General features: G+C 40.8%; 12 protein-coding genes. 6 read left to right on the plus strand and 6 right to left on the minus strand.

The annotated features are described in order from the left end of the window. The first annotated feature begins 40 nt into the window (after positions 1 to 40). On the plus strand, positions 41 to 601 hold the full coding sequence (locus H6G79_RS24850; protein WP_190593412.1) for a Uma2 family endonuclease: 561 nt from the start codon (positions 41 to 43) through the stop codon (positions 599 to 601). 98 nt (positions 602 to 699) lie between these two features. Next, on the plus strand, positions 700 to 1,668 hold the full coding sequence (locus tag H6G79_RS24855) for an NAD(P)-dependent oxidoreductase (protein ID WP_190593413.1): 969 nt from the start codon (positions 700 to 702) through the stop codon (positions 1,666 to 1,668). Positions 1,669 to 1,737: 69 nt separating this feature from the next. Here the strand turns inward: H6G79_RS24855 and H6G79_RS24860 are convergent, their stop codons facing one another. Then, positions 1,738 to 2,346 carry a Uma2 family endonuclease gene (locus tag H6G79_RS24860; protein WP_190593414.1) on the minus strand — a complete coding sequence of 203 codons (609 nt, stop codon included), beginning with the start codon at positions 2,344 to 2,346 and terminating at the stop codon, positions 1,738 to 1,740. 187 nt (positions 2,347 to 2,533) lie between these two features. On the opposite strand from H6G79_RS24860, the gene H6G79_RS24865 reads away from it, so the two are divergent. Continuing rightward, positions 2,534 to 4,120 (plus strand): B12-binding domain-containing radical SAM protein, encoded by a 1,587-nt coding sequence (locus H6G79_RS24865; RefSeq protein ID WP_190593415.1) that lies wholly within the window; start codon positions 2,534 to 2,536, stop codon positions 4,118 to 4,120. Between the two features lie 151 nt (positions 4,121 to 4,271). Here H6G79_RS24865 and H6G79_RS24870 read toward each other — a convergent pair whose 3' ends face one another. Further along, positions 4,272 to 4,964 (minus strand): CHRD domain-containing protein, encoded by a 693-nt coding sequence (locus tag H6G79_RS24870; protein ID WP_190593416.1) that lies wholly within the window; start codon positions 4,962 to 4,964, stop codon positions 4,272 to 4,274. 394 nt (positions 4,965 to 5,358) lie between these two features. Between H6G79_RS24870 and H6G79_RS24875 the strand changes: the two genes are divergently transcribed. Both H6G79_RS24875 and H6G79_RS24880 read left to right on the plus strand, forming a co-directional pair. Next, positions 5,359 to 8,127, plus strand: a complete 2,769-nt coding sequence (locus H6G79_RS24875; RefSeq protein ID WP_190593417.1) for a pitrilysin family protein — start codon at positions 5,359 to 5,361, stop codon at positions 8,125 to 8,127. Between the two features lie 614 nt (positions 8,128 to 8,741). Next, positions 8,742 to 10,559, plus strand: coding sequence for a vanadium-dependent haloperoxidase (locus H6G79_RS24880; RefSeq protein WP_190593418.1), 1,818 nt, complete (start codon positions 8,742 to 8,744; stop codon positions 10,557 to 10,559). A 59-nt stretch (positions 10,560 to 10,618) separates the two neighbouring features. On the opposite strand, the gene H6G79_RS24885 is transcribed toward H6G79_RS24880, so the two are convergent. After that, complete coding sequence (locus tag H6G79_RS24885) at positions 10,619 to 11,551, minus strand: phosphodiester glycosidase family protein (protein WP_190593419.1); 933 nt, start codon at positions 11,549 to 11,551, stop codon at positions 10,619 to 10,621. A 228-nt stretch (positions 11,552 to 11,779) separates the two neighbouring features. Here H6G79_RS24885 and H6G79_RS24890 point away from each other — a divergent pair, with 228 nt between their 5' ends. Beyond that, complete coding sequence (locus H6G79_RS24890) at positions 11,780 to 11,962, plus strand: hypothetical protein (protein WP_190593420.1); 183 nt, start codon at positions 11,780 to 11,782, stop codon at positions 11,960 to 11,962. Positions 11,963 to 12,276: 314 nt separating this feature from the next. Here the strand turns inward: H6G79_RS24890 and H6G79_RS24895 are convergent, their stop codons facing one another. From H6G79_RS24895 to H6G79_RS24905, 3 genes are all read right to left on the minus strand, one after another. Then, the gene (locus H6G79_RS24895; RefSeq protein ID WP_190593422.1) at positions 12,277 to 12,618 is read right to left on the minus strand and encodes a hypothetical protein; all 342 of its coding nucleotides are present in this window, start codon (positions 12,616 to 12,618) and stop codon (positions 12,277 to 12,279) included. 49 nt (positions 12,619 to 12,667) lie between these two features. Beyond that, positions 12,668 to 13,009 (minus strand): hypothetical protein, encoded by a 342-nt coding sequence (locus H6G79_RS24900; RefSeq protein ID WP_190593424.1) that lies wholly within the window; start codon positions 13,007 to 13,009, stop codon positions 12,668 to 12,670. Positions 13,010 to 13,185: 176 nt separating this feature from the next. After that, positions 13,186 to 13,650 carry a transposase gene (locus tag H6G79_RS24905; RefSeq protein WP_191049374.1) on the minus strand — a complete coding sequence of 155 codons (465 nt, stop codon included), beginning with the start codon at positions 13,648 to 13,650 and terminating at the stop codon, positions 13,186 to 13,188. Between the last annotated feature and the right edge of the window lie 101 nt (positions 13,651 to 13,751).

Here is a 13,751-nt window from a genome sequence, read left to right on the forward strand (position 1 = left end):
AGACACTATCAGTTCTGTTAATAAAGTGCTGAGTAGTTATATGACCTCTAGCCAATCTCACCCCTATATTTCACCAGAAGAATATCTCGAAAATGAAAAATCTAGCCCCATTAAACATGAATATATCCAAGGGCAGATTTATGCAATGGCAGGAGCCAGTGACGCTCATGTAACTATTACTGCTAACTTAGTTGCTCTGCTGAGAAATCACATTCGCGGAACTGGGTGTCGTCTTTATGTCGTTGATATGAAAGCACACATCGAATCGCTGAATGTTTTTTATTATCCAGATATTATGGTGACTTGTGACCCAAGAGATACAGAGTTTGAATATTTTAAACGCTATCCCAGTTTAATTATTGAAGTTTTATCGCCTTCCACTGAGGCTTTAGATAGAGGTGATAAATTTAGTGACTATCAAGAAATAGAAACATTGCAAGAATATGTATTAATCAGCCAAAACCGTCAAAGAATTGATTGTTTTAGACGTAATGCACAAGGCAGATGGGAACTTTATAGTTATAGAGGCAATCAAGAATTACAGTTTACAAGCATAAATTTTTATGGTTCTGTAACTGATGTTTATGAAGATGTATTTTGAATAAAAACTTCGTGCCTTTTTGCCTTTACGTGAAAATTAATCTTTAGTGCGGAACCTTTAATTTTATTGTTCAATCTTAAACTTTAAAAAAAATCACTATGATTCAGAAAAGAATTTTAGTCACAGGCGCAAGTGGCTGCATCGGTCATTACATCTCAGAAGCATTAATTCAAAATACAAATCACGAGCTATTTTTACTAGTTAGAAACCCTAATAAACTACAAGTTAATACGCAATTTCGTCCAGGTGTTACTGTCTTGCAAGGCGATATGCAAGAAATTAAACACTTTGCGGATTTGTTATCAACTATTGATGTCGCAGTGTTAACAGCAACAGCATGGGGCGGAGAAAATACTTACGATATTAATGTCAACAAGACACTAGAACTATTCAGTTTATTAGACCCTGAACGTTGCGAACAGGTAATTTATTTTTCAACTGCTAGTGTTTTAGATAACAAAAATCAACCTCTAAAAGAAGCAGGCGAAATTGGGACAGATTATATCGGTTCTAAATATCAATGCTTGCATGAAAAAGAAAAACTAGCGATCGCACCTAAAATTACCACAGTCTTTCCCACCTTAGTACTAGGCGGCGATGCCAATAAACCCTATTCTCACCTCACCTCTGGCATACCCGAAGTCACAAAATATGTTAACTTAATTCGCTTTTTACAAGCAGACGGTAGTTTTCACTTTATCCACGGAAAAGATATTGCAACCGTTGTGGAATATTTAATCGAACATCCACCCCAAACCCAAGAACAACGCAAATTAGTTTTAGGTCAAGAAAGACTCACCGCCAACCAAGCAATAGAAGAAACCTGCGCTTATCTGGGCAAAAAAATTTACTTCCGCATTCCCCTATCTATTTCATTAGCCAATTTAATTATTGCCGTGTTCCGTATTCAGATGGCTGCTTGGGATAGATTTTGCATGAATTATCGTCATTTCACATATAAAAATGCCGTCAATCCCGCAAGTTTTGGCTTGCCAAATTATTGTGCAACCATGAGTGATGTGTTGAAAATTAGCGGTGTGCCTAATAGAAGTTTGAAAAATAATTAACCGCAGATAGACGCGGATGAACGCAGATGAATACAAATGAATTTTCAACAATAACCATAAAACTAATTTTCAATCCCACACCCGACGCAAATTCAACACAAAACCCGGTAAAACTTCTTCACCCAACAACTCAGCCGGATTATCCAACACTTCCACCGCCGAACTTGGGCGATAAATTTCTACCCGTCGCTGCTGTGGATCGATTAACCAACCGAGTTTCGCGCCATTATCAATGTACTCCCGCATTTTTTCTTGCAGAGTTTTGAGAGTATCGGAACTAGAGCGCAATTCTACTACAAAATCTGGACAGATATTCGCAAAAGTTCCTTTTTGTTCGGGAGTCAGGACTTGCCAACGTTCTTGGCTTATCCAAGAAGCATCAGGAGAACGAATCGCGTCATTTGGTAATACAAAAGCAGTTGAGGAGTCAAACCCTTTACCTGGTTCACCTGCATTCCGCCACCATAAGTATAATTCTCCCGAAATGGTCACATTACGTTTACCAGTCTCCCAACCTGTTGGCGGATTCACGATTAATTCTCCTTTTGCAGTTCTTTCTAGTCTCAAGTCTCGGTTAGCGGCGGCTAATGCGGCGAACTGTTCTGGGGTGACATATAATGCGATCGCTTTCGGTAACTCAATCAATAAGTTTTCTGGGTTAACGGGTATCTGTACCATCTTGACCTCTTTCTTACATCATCAAGCATCGAGAGGCATCATATTTTTATCATCAGACACACAATATTTTCTAGTTAATAATTGCACAGACAAAACCATTAACGGTAAGCTAAAGCCAATATAAAGTCAATAAGTAATTATTTCCGCTAGAGTGGGATAACAATCAAAGTGTGAGGTCTGCTACTACATGCGAGTTTTATTAGTTTATCCGATATTTCCTAAAACCTTTTGGTCTTATGAAAAGATTCTGGATTTAGTTGATCGCAAAGTTTTACTACCACCTTTGGGTTTAGTGACTGTAGCGGCAATTCTGCCCCAAGAATGGGAATTTAAGCTGGTCGATCGCAATATTCGTCCTGCAACAGAAGCAGAATGGGAATGGGCAGATATAGTCATTCTATCGGCGATGATTGTCCAGAAACAAGATTTATTGGAACAAATTCAAGAAGCCAAACGACGCGGTAAGTTAGTTGCAGTTGGTGGCCCTTACCCAACTTCTACACCTTATGATGTCCAAAATGTTGGTGCAGATTTCCTGATTTTGGATGAAGGGGAAATCACCTTACCGATGTTTGTGGAAGCAATTCAACGAGGCGAAAAATCTGGAACTTTCCGCACCGCAGAAAAACCCGATGTCACAAGCACACCCGTACCCCGCTTTGATTTATTAGAATTAGATGCTTATGACATGATGTCGGTGCAATTTTCGCGCGGTTGTCCCTTCCAGTGCGAATTTTGCGACATTATCGTTCTCTATGGACGTAAACCACGCACCAAAACCCCAGAACAATTATTAGCAGAATTAGATTATCTCTATGAATTGGGTTGGCGGCGGGGTGTGTTTATGGTGGATGACAACTTTATCGGTAACAAGCGGAATGTGAAATTGTTGCTGAAAGAGTTAAAAGTCTGGATGGAAGAACACCAATATCCCTTTAAGTTTGATACAGAAGCTTCTGTAGATTTAGCCCAAGACGAAGAATTACTGGAATTGATGGTTGAGTCTGGATTTTCGGCGGTGTTTTTGGGAATTGAAACCCCAGACGAAGATAGTTTACAACTCACCAAGAAATTTCAAAATACCCGCAGTTCTTTGACAGACGCAGTACAAACCATCATCAAAGCTGGGTTGCGGCCAATGGCTGGGTTTATTATCGGGTTTGATGGTGAAAAAGCTGGCGCAGGCGATCGCATCGTCCGGTTTGCCGAACAAGCCGGGATTCCCTCAACCACCTTCGCTATGTTACAAGCACTACCCAATACTGCGCTGTGGCATCGACTGAAAAAAGAAGGTAGATTGCGGGAAAATACAGAAAGTAACATCAACCAAACCACGTTGATGAACTTTATTCCCACCCGTCCTTTAGAAGAACTTGCCAGGGAATATGTTGAGGCTTTTTGTGCTTTATACGACCCTGTGAAATATTTAGACCGCACCTATCGCTGTTTTTTAATGTTAGGTTCGCCTAAGTGGAAAGCACCTTTTAAAATGCCATCATGGGTAGAACTCAAAGCATTGTTAATTGTCGTTTGGCGACAAGGAATTGTCAGGGAAACTCGGTGGAAATTCTGGCATCATTTGTTCAGTATTATCAAACGGAACCCTGCTGTATTTACACATTACCTTTCGGTTTGCGCCCACAACGAGCATTTCTTAGAATATCGCCAAATTGTCCGCGACCAAATTGAAAGCCAGTTAGCTGCTTATTTGGCACAAGGCGCAGAAAAACCTTATGTCCCCGTGGCAGAAAAAGCCGAGGCGATCGCTAGTTAAATTAAAGATAGGAAATAGGGAGTAGGGAATAAAAAAACATCCTCTCCCTAAATCCAAAATTGTATGACTTTTTGTTCCGCTTCATAGCAATTCCCATTTTTGCTCAATCTCTACCAACTCCTAGATAATTGCTGATGTAGACTGCCATAGTTTAATTTTCTACCGGATGTAATTGACCGCGAATATCCCCATAAAAAGTTTGACCTTTGGTATGTAAATTAAAATAAAGTTCGCTACGTCTGCCATAATGTGCCATACCAGCAATTGTTTTAACTTTATCGGGTTTTCCTGATTCAATAGGACAACCTAAAGTGTAAAGTCCTAACAAATCTTTGGCGGAATTAGTAGTCTTTTCAATAATTTCATCTGTTACTTCTGCGGAAAAATGACCATCAGCAAAGTTTTGTTTAATATCCCCAGTCAAAGCAAAGTCAACTTGAATAGGGCCAAGGACATCTGGCTTCCCGCAATGGATATGAAACATAACTATATCTTTGAGATTTACGCCTGCTACCTGAACATCAACAAATGCTTTACTCAAATCTTTGGTGAATTTTACGACTCCGTGTCCATGTGACTTACGCTGATTTCTTGGTATAGAAGGCGCAGTAGATTTTAAAGATGGTGGTGCTATTTTTGGTGTATTTTCCTCATCATCTGGTTCTTGTAGCGGACTTAAAAAAGCTTCGTACACAAAACCAATTTCTTTACCTTTGCTGGGGTCAAGTTTAATATTACTTGACTGTCCGAAAGCAACTGCTTGGTCTACTGATTGCACAAAGATGCTGAATAATATAAAAACTGCCAGACACATCAATGTGGTGAATATAGATTTAAACCGCATAACTACCATCCTTCTCTGTGTGTAAAAAAAATTTAAGTTTTAGCAAAAATATATGCAGATGTTTCATTGCAACTCTGTAATTAGACAAAAATTTCCGCGTAATTACTTGTTTTGCGAGATTTAACGGGAATTTTGCTGTCTAATTTACTTATTTGAACATCGTAAGATACAGACTGCTTCAGTAGTATTACTTAAATTTCAGCTATTTCTCGAAGAAGATCCCTGAATTCTTCAAAAATCCGGGAATTGGTTTGTTTAAAGATCAGATTTTCGTCTTTATTTTTTTGGTGAATCATGTCATTCTGGCGTGATTAAAGAAATTGATCCCCATATTTCAAAGAATGATTCGCTAGAATCGCCTTTATGAATTGAAAATTCAAATTTTGATTTGCTTATGAAGCGACGCTCAACGATGGTAATAGCATTTTTACTTAGTTTTTTTCTAAGTTTGATACCTTTTTCGGGAAATGTCATTAATGCGGTGACACCAGCCGCAGTTGTTCCAGTATCGGGATTATCTTTTACCCAAGGAGTTAAAAAAACTGTCTTAGAAAACGGTTTAACAGTATTAACGAAAGAAGTTCATACAGCCCCGGTAGTGAGTGTGCAAGTATGGTACAAAGTTGGTTCACGCAACGAAGGTAAAGGGGAAAGTGGTATTTCTCACCAATTAGAACATTTAATGTTTAAAGGTACTAAAGAACGCCCAGTACAGTTTGGTCGTTTGTTTAGTGCTTTGGGTAGTCAGTTTAATGCTTTTACAAGTTACGACGAAACAGCTTATTTCGGCACAGTGCAACGAGATAAACTCGAAGCACTGCTAATTTTAGAAGCAGACCGGATGAAAAATGCTTTGGTTGGGGCTGAACAACTCAGCAGTGAAAAGCGTGTTGTTATTTCGGAGTTGCAAGGCTATGAAAACTCACCCAGTTATCGTTTAAATCGGGCGGTGATGAGGGCGGCTTTTCCTAATCGGGCTTATGGTTTATCTGTAGGTGGTACAAAAGCCGATGTGGAAAAATTCACTGTCGAACAGGTGCGGAATTATTACCAAACTTATTACAGTCCTGATAATGCGACTTTGGTAATCACAGGGGATTTTGCCACAGAATCTGTACTCAAGGCGGTGAAAGAAAGTTTTGGCAAGTTGACGAAGAATCAAAAGTCAACAGTTGAGAGTCAAAAACCCACACCCCCCACCACTCCCAACTCCCAAGCCTCAACTCCCATAGTTTTAAAAGAACCGGGAAGTGCGGCTTTGTTGCATGTTGTCTATCCTTTACCAGATATCCAACATCCTGATGTACCAGCAATTGATGTGATGGATGCAATTTTGACGGGGGGACGGAGTTCGAGACTTTATCAAGCTTTGGTGGAATCTGGTTTAGCAAGTTCTGTGGGTGGAAGTCCTGCGGAATTAATTGAACCGGGTTGGTATGAAATTGAGGCGACAGCCGCCCCCGGTCAAAAGTTAGAGAAAATTGCCCAAGTTCTGCAAACCTCGCTATCAGAATTACAACAAAAGGGCGTGAGTGCAGCAGAGTTAAACCGGGCGAAGACAATATTGCAAGCTTCTTTTGTGTTAGGCAATCAAGATATCAGCAGCCAAGCTAGTCAGTTGGGATATAACCAAACTGTGGCGGGAGATTATAAATATATTGAACGCTATTTAGCGGCGATCGCCAAAGTGACACCAGAAGATGTCCAACGAGTAGCGAAAACTTACCTTGTTCCAGCTAAACAAACCATTGGCTTTTTTGAACCAACTCAACCAGATGGTGAAGCCGGAACCTCTAGTTCTGGTTCTGGTCGGACTGTGGAAAACTTTAGCCCTGGTCAACCTGTAGACCCGGCCGAACTGGCAAAATATTTACCACCGGCAAGTTCATCTACAGGATCTAATCAGCAACCTCTACCACAACAATTTTCTTTAGCCAATGGTTTGCGAGTCTTACTGTTACCTGACCGCAGTCTGCCCACAATTAATATTAGTGGTCAAATTGATGCGGGAACTGAGTTTGATAGTAATCAAAAAGCTGGACTCGCCCTTCTCACCGCAGAAAACTTAATGAATGGAACCGAAACAAAAAATGCTTTGGCTTTAGCCCAAACTTTAGAAGATCGGGGAACCAGTTTAGAGTTTAGCCCCAGCCGCGAAGGTGTCAGTATTAGTGGTGAAGGGCTTTCCGCTAACTTGCCAGTTTTAGTGCAAACTTTGGCAGATGTCTTACAAAATGCGAACTTCCCCGATGACCAATTAGAACTGAGTCGTCAACGGGCGTTAACTAATGTAAAAGTGCAGTTAGATGACCCCAGTACTTTAGCAAGGCGCGTATTCCAACAAGCAATTTACCCAGAAAGTCATCCTTTCCACAGTTTTTCCACAGAAGCGAGTTTAAAGAGTATCACTCGTGACGATGTGTTGAACTTTTATCGTCAACATTACCGTCCAGACACAACCACAATCGCTTTAGTGGGAGATTTTGACCAAGCGAAGGTGAAAGATTTATTCAATCAAGCTTTTACTAAATGGCAAGCTGAAGGTAAACCACCTGGGTTGAATTTGCCGAAAGTACCCCTACCAAAAACTTCCACTCGCTTGAATAAAGTGATTCCTGGTAAAGCTGAGGCTGTAACTTATATTGGTTACAACGGCATTTCTCGTAAAGACCCCCGTTTCTATGCAGCTTTGGTGTTGAATCAAATTTTAGGCGGTGATACTTTATCTAGCCGTTTGGGTACAGAAGTACGCGATCGCCTCGGTTTGACTTATGGTATCTACAGTGGTTTTGCTGCGGGGATCAATCCCGGCCCCTTCTTAATTGAAATGCAAACTGCGCCTACAGATGCCCAAAAAGCGATCGCCAGCACCCTCGCTTTACTCAAACAGTTACGGGAACAAGGCATCACAGAATCAGAATTAAATACTGCCAAACGTTCCATTACTAATAGCTACCCTGTGGAATTAGCCAATCCCAGCGAAGTTACCAACATCATTTTAAATAATGCTGTTTTGGGTCTTTCACCAGCAGAAATCCGAGAATTTCCGCGACGCATTCAAGCTGTAAATATGACTCAAATTCAACAAGTCATCAAAGATTTAATTCAACCAGAAAATGTGGTGATTGTCACTGCTGGCCCTGGTGAAACAGCATCCAAGTAAGGGTAATACCATTTTGGATTTTAGATTTTGCGAAAAGTTGCGTGGGCGGGTTCCCCGACTTGAGCAAACTTTTCAAGACAGATTTTGGATTGAGACAGGCTTTACTGGTAAGCTTTTGGGCAATTCATTTGTCGCAATCATTCTTCAATTTGGTATAACTCATCAGTGATTTAAACTCAATTCTTGATAAACAACTAGATACCCGACTTATTGAATAAGTCGGGTATTTGATTTAGGGCGATTTTGATCAGCGTCTCAATTTCTTTTTCCCCCCGCCCCTACAGTCCTTATGATATCAGTTCTGGTTATTTAAATTATCATCTTGCTTTTCTCGCTGATTTGTGGGAAATTCTAATTTAATCACTAACTACTTAAAATCTATCGATTTACCGTAGTTAGTGAAAATATATAGATAAAAGCGGCTGCCAGAGTCAGCCTAAATTCTGATGGGTAGATTATCTGCTAAGTATCAGAACATAGGTAAATCTCTGCACCTGTACACAGAAATTCTCTCACGCATCCTGTTTTGATGATGCGCCATAAGTAAGCAACGTCTACAAACAATTGCTTGTAGCGACATATCATCTTGACTTTTTTATTGAGGAGCAAATCTGATGCAATTTGAATCTGAGTCAGCAAATCAAGCGCAAAACAACAGCCCAAATTCTCCAACTCGCAATTCATTTATTAAACGCTTCAGCAGACGTTCATTTCTCAATCGCACCACAATGTTAACTGCAACTGGGGTAGTTGCAGGTGTGATGGGTTCCACAGTTTCGTCTTTCCGCAAAGAAGGCGTTGTTCAAGCTAGTGGACGAGATGTGGTTGGGCGGTTTAACTATAACAGGTTTGTAGATAGAGCCTACCGAGTTCGCTTAGAAGCCGCCAGACTAGAACGAAGTTTTCCGATTCCACCTCATCCTACCAACGGCGATGAGCAAAGGTATGCTAACAAAATTGGCAGTGATTCTAGAGGTTTGCCCCATAACCAAAGAGGTGAAGTTAACCTAGAAGCTTACAACTCTTTAACTACAGCACTTAACAGGCAAGACCCCAGCCTATATGAAAAAATTATCTTGGGTGGTACCAGAAAACTAGTCAACCCTCAAGGGCCGTTGGCAATTAGCCTTGAAGGTATCAACGCGGCTCAAATAGGCGTACCAATACCACCAGCTTTAGCCAGTGCAGCCCGCGCCGATGAAGCAGTGGAATTATACTGGCAAGCTTTACTGCGTGATGTATCTTTTTCTAAGTTTCAAGATAATACAGATGATCCGAATGTTTTAGCAGCTGTTGACGAGTTGAACAGACTGTCTGCTTTTTACGGGCCAAAAATCAATGGTCGTGTCACCCCGCAAACTTTATTTCGTGGTACTGTCAGCTACGTTGACCCCTCTGACCGTTCTGGTGGAACTCCAAGACACGTCACTCCGCCAGGGGTATTAAACGGCCCTTACATTTCCCAATTTTTACTGCGGAATATTCCTTGGGGAACACAGTATATTTTGGCAGTAATTCGGACTGCCCTCCCCGGTAATGACTTTTTGATTGACTTTAACGAATGGCTGACTGTGCAGAATGGTGGCAATTCTGGCAGATCAATTAATTATGACCCTACGCGCCGTTATGTATCGACTGTGCGTGATTTGGGTGAATTTGCTCATATTGGTGGCGCTTTGTATTACGGGGCTTCTTTACTTCTCAGTTCCCCAGTGAGTTTACGTGACCCACTGATTGACGGTGGAATTGGCGCACCGTTAAATCCTGGTAATCCCTACGTTAACTCTCGGACACAAGTAGGTTCTGCTGCGACATTTGCCGTGGGGCATTTACAAGCACTATTAAACTTGGGAACTTCACGGGCAATTCGCGCCTCATATTGGCAGAAGTATTATGTACATCGCACCCTGCGCCCAGAAGCCTACGGTGGATTAATCTACAACAATCTTGTCAACAGGACTCAATATCCCATTCATCCTGAGATATTAAATTCCCAAGCTTTGGCCAGAACTTACAGCAAGTTGGGTACTTATTTGCTACCGCAAGCTTATCCAGAAGCTGCACCTTTACATCCTTCATATACGGGTGGCGCTGCGGTAATTGCAGGTGTGAATGTGACATTGTTAAAGGCTTTCTTTGATGAAAACCACGTCATTCCTAACCCCGTAGTACCCGACCCCAGCGACCCAACAAAGTTAATTCCCTACACTGGTGAACCATTAACCGTGGGTGGAGAGTTGAACAAGTTGGCAACTAATTATGCTATTGGGCGTGGTCACGGTGGTATTCACTGGCGGACTGATGGTGCAGCAGGTATAGCTATAGGGGAAGAGGTGGCTATTAGCCTATTGCGAGATGAAAGGTTAGGTTATATCGAAGATTTCCGAGGCTTTACCTTTACTAGATTTGACGGCACCAGAATTACTGTGTAATTTGATTGGTAGTTAAAAATGCGATCGCCCATATTTTAGCGATCGCATTTATTAAAAATTCAATTGGATATTTTGTAAATCAAAAACACCGAACCAATAGCGCCGCCATTTTCCACATAAATTTTACCGTTGTAATATAATCCAGGCGACCCACCGCCATCAAATAACATTCCTTCTTGAATTGTGCCTAAACAGTTATTTCGGGCAATACCAGATAAAACATCATCAAACATATCTGGCATTAATTCCTGATTAACTTGAGAAGATTCAATCACCGAATTAGCTTTTATATCATTCACTAATAAAATTACATAGCCTTTACTAGTTGTCGCCACCATAGAGCGATTGATTGCTTCTTTACAAGCAAGTTCTCCTAAATCTTGACAAATATCTTTAAACTTACCTTGGCGATAAAATCTGCCATTTCCACCCACTAAATTGTAATTCCAAAGATTATTACTTCTTCTCCCTGCTTGAATTGTGGCGATTCGCTCTTGTGGTTTCCCTCCAGAAATACCAAAGGAAGAACGTCTAGTTTTAAATGCGCCCGAATACTCCACACCACGGGAAATATTTAAGCCTTGTGGTTTATCATCAGTGCCGATATAATCGGCGTTAATCGCTACTAGCGGTCTTTGTCCATTTAACAGGGAATTGCGATCGCTGATAATTTCATTAAATTGCTTCGGTACATAATTTCTGATAAATTTACCCTGTTGATTTTTTGCATAAAGCTTGTGAGATAAACCCACATTCACCTTGAAATCTAACTTTGGTGATTTAGGATTAAAAATAATCACATGATTAATACCCTTAGTCGATTTCTGCCCTTGATTATTAGTTTTAAAAAATTCCAGGCTGAATTGAGGATTTTCACCGGGGCAAGTTTTTGCAGCTTTGGTTGATGAATTTGCTGTATTTTCTTTACAAGCAAACAACAAATTGATACTAATGCTCAATATACATAAGAGAAATATTTTCTTAATCCACATATTTAAAATTATAAAAACCCGCTACAGAATGACTATAGCAGTTCTTACTTGCTTGTAATACAGTTGGAACCCATAACAAAGGGGCTTTACAGGCTTGCTAGACTCCAAAACTGTCCTAAAAATCTGTCCTAAAAATATCTGTCCTAAACCCAAGAAAATATTTACAAACCCCTTGACTAGAGCGTGGTTAGTATGTAAGTATATTCTAGTAAACCAAAGGACGGGGCGATGAAGCGAGTAAGGGGTATACCAGTTGATTGGAATGAACTAAAGCAACGCCGCAACCTCATACTGACAGATACCTGCTGGGAAATCCTGCAAAAGGAGGCTGAGAAGCACGGTATCTCCCGCAGTGAGTTTGTTGAGCGGGCATCTAGGGGTCTTATTAACTGGAATGATTCTAAAGCTTAAAGGCGAAAGGTGTTGCACCACCTAACGCCAAGCCCACGCCCCGCCTTCTATCTAAAAGAGGTGTCTATGCCCTTAGCAACAGAAGAATGGGTAACGTTGGTCTATCATCAAGTGATTCTATCACTAAATGCAGGAGGGAGAGAAGAGAGATTCATCGAGATTGCACAGAACTTGATAAGCATAAGCCAGGAGTTCTGTTTGGATTGGGAGATAGTACGTGATGTTTATGAGGTTGGTTTGATTTCTGAGGTTAATGTACTCAAGCAATCCAAACTTAGATAGATAATGAGAGCCCCGGTTTCCGCCGGGGTTTCTTATCGTTTATTACTAGGTGAACGATCGTACAGATTTTGTAGTTTAGTTTGTATGTCCTGGTTGTCACGTTTGTACTCCGCCAGGAACATCCTGAAAGACTCAGTAAGATCCTTCAGCGCCTCGGATTCTACCTTCTGCCTTTCGATCCACCCACCGATCGCCTCCTTTAACCCTAACCAATTAAGTAAGGCAAAGAATCCAATTACTGACAATATAATTCCTAACCCCACGCCAGATGATTGAATAAGAACTTGGTCTAAAACTTTATTTTGCATCTCAGGAGAGATAGTTACTGCGAGTTGCTGGTTTGGTGTTTCTTTTGTTATGTTTATGTTTTCCATAGTGATTTGGGAAAAAAATAAACCTCCGCGCGAACGGAGGTTTTAACGTTTAAACTAATCCAGTGATATCTATGTCCCGTCGCTCAGGGTCGGGGTGGGTGAAATTAGGTGTGACCGATGCTGGTAATTCTCCCAAGTAAAAATACACAACCTCTCCAATTTCCCATCTTTCCCAACGATCATAAACAAGTTGGTTCTGCTCATCTATAAAGCCGGGAGTGAGAGAATACATAAAGCCATCAGGAGAATAGAATGAAAGTGTTCGTGTCGTATCGATGTCCACGCCTTCCGGCTCCTCACCTGGTGGTAGAGCCTCTATAAAAGTATCAGTCCTAACTTTTTGATATTCTTCCCACTTGGAAGTGGTGCTATTAAAAGCAAGATATCTCATACTGTTCTCCTTAAACCAAATATAGGAACGCTTGACTGAGGAGTCCTGTTAGTATCTACATAAGTGGATGGTAAAGCATCGTTATAGGTCGGGTAATCTGTTCTTAGACCATTAACGAACGTACTAGCAGACCAGCCACCCCCACCAAATAAATCCATATAGAACCCATTTGGGATCTATGAAGTAGCTAACCGTTTGAGCATAAGTCTGACAAAACAGAGATGAATTTTAGTCGTCGCATTCTCCAAAGTTCTTTCAAAATTTTTGACCAAGCTTTTACAGCGTTCCATCCAAGCATTACTTCTTTCAATGACCCATCTGGCTTTAACTGGTACAAAACCAGACTTTCCTTTCTGGGCTTTTTCCTGCTGGGATGGCTTGGGAGACAATTGAAATTGAATTTTACTCATGATTTGAGGATAAATTTTGACTAACTCTGCTTCGAGAAAGTCAGGATGATAACCGTTGTCTAAAAGGATTGTCGTTTTAGGTAGTTCCACAGGTTTGAATTTGAAGAAGTCGATATGAATTGTCAACATCTCAATCAGCCCTTGGTCATCAGAAATATTCGCCTGAGTACAGTGAGTAAAAAAGGGAAAGCCGAGAATATCTACTGCAAGATGCCTTTTTATAGAACCCATTTGGGATCTAGTATACTGATAAAATAACAGTATGTTTTGTCACTTATGTATTTAAGCAGTTTAACAGATGAAGAGTGGCTAATTATTGAACCATTATTACC

Origin of the sequence: Anabaena sp. FACHB-83 (assembly GCF_014697485.1) — a bacterium.
Taxonomy (GTDB): Bacteria; Cyanobacteriota; Cyanobacteriia; order Cyanobacteriales; family Nostocaceae; genus Nostoc_B.

Coding starts and splice junctions, on each gene's coding strand:
- H6G79_RS24860 (WP_190593414.1), bottom strand. CDS start 2,346: ATGGTACAGATACCCGTTAACCCAGAAAACTTATTGATTGAGTTACCG.
- H6G79_RS24855 (WP_190593413.1), top strand. CDS start 700: ATGATTCAGAAAAGAATTTTAGTCACAGGCGCAAGTGGCTGCATCGGT.
- H6G79_RS24885 (WP_190593419.1), bottom strand. CDS start 11,551: ATGTGGATTAAGAAAATATTTCTCTTATGTATATTGAGCATTAGTATC.
- H6G79_RS24905 (WP_191049374.1), bottom strand. CDS start 13,650: ATGGGTTCTATAAAAAGGCATCTTGCAGTAGATATTCTCGGCTTTCCC.
- H6G79_RS24850 (WP_190593412.1), top strand. CDS start 41: ATGACCTCTAGCCAATCTCACCCCTATATTTCACCAGAAGAATATCTC.
- H6G79_RS24875 (WP_190593417.1), top strand. CDS start 5,359: ATGAAGCGACGCTCAACGATGGTAATAGCATTTTTACTTAGTTTTTTT.
- H6G79_RS24895 (WP_190593422.1), bottom strand. CDS start 12,618: ATGGAAAACATAAACATAACAAAAGAAACACCAAACCAGCAACTCGCA.
- H6G79_RS24870 (WP_190593416.1), bottom strand. CDS start 4,964: ATGCGGTTTAAATCTATATTCACCACATTGATGTGTCTGGCAGTTTTT.
- H6G79_RS24890 (WP_190593420.1), top strand. CDS start 11,780: ATGAAGCGAGTAAGGGGTATACCAGTTGATTGGAATGAACTAAAGCAA.
- H6G79_RS24880 (WP_190593418.1), top strand. CDS start 8,742: ATGCAATTTGAATCTGAGTCAGCAAATCAAGCGCAAAACAACAGCCCA.
- H6G79_RS24900 (WP_190593424.1), bottom strand. CDS start 13,009: ATGAGATATCTTGCTTTTAATAGCACCACTTCCAAGTGGGAAGAATAT.
- H6G79_RS24865 (WP_190593415.1), top strand. CDS start 2,534: ATGCGAGTTTTATTAGTTTATCCGATATTTCCTAAAACCTTTTGGTCT.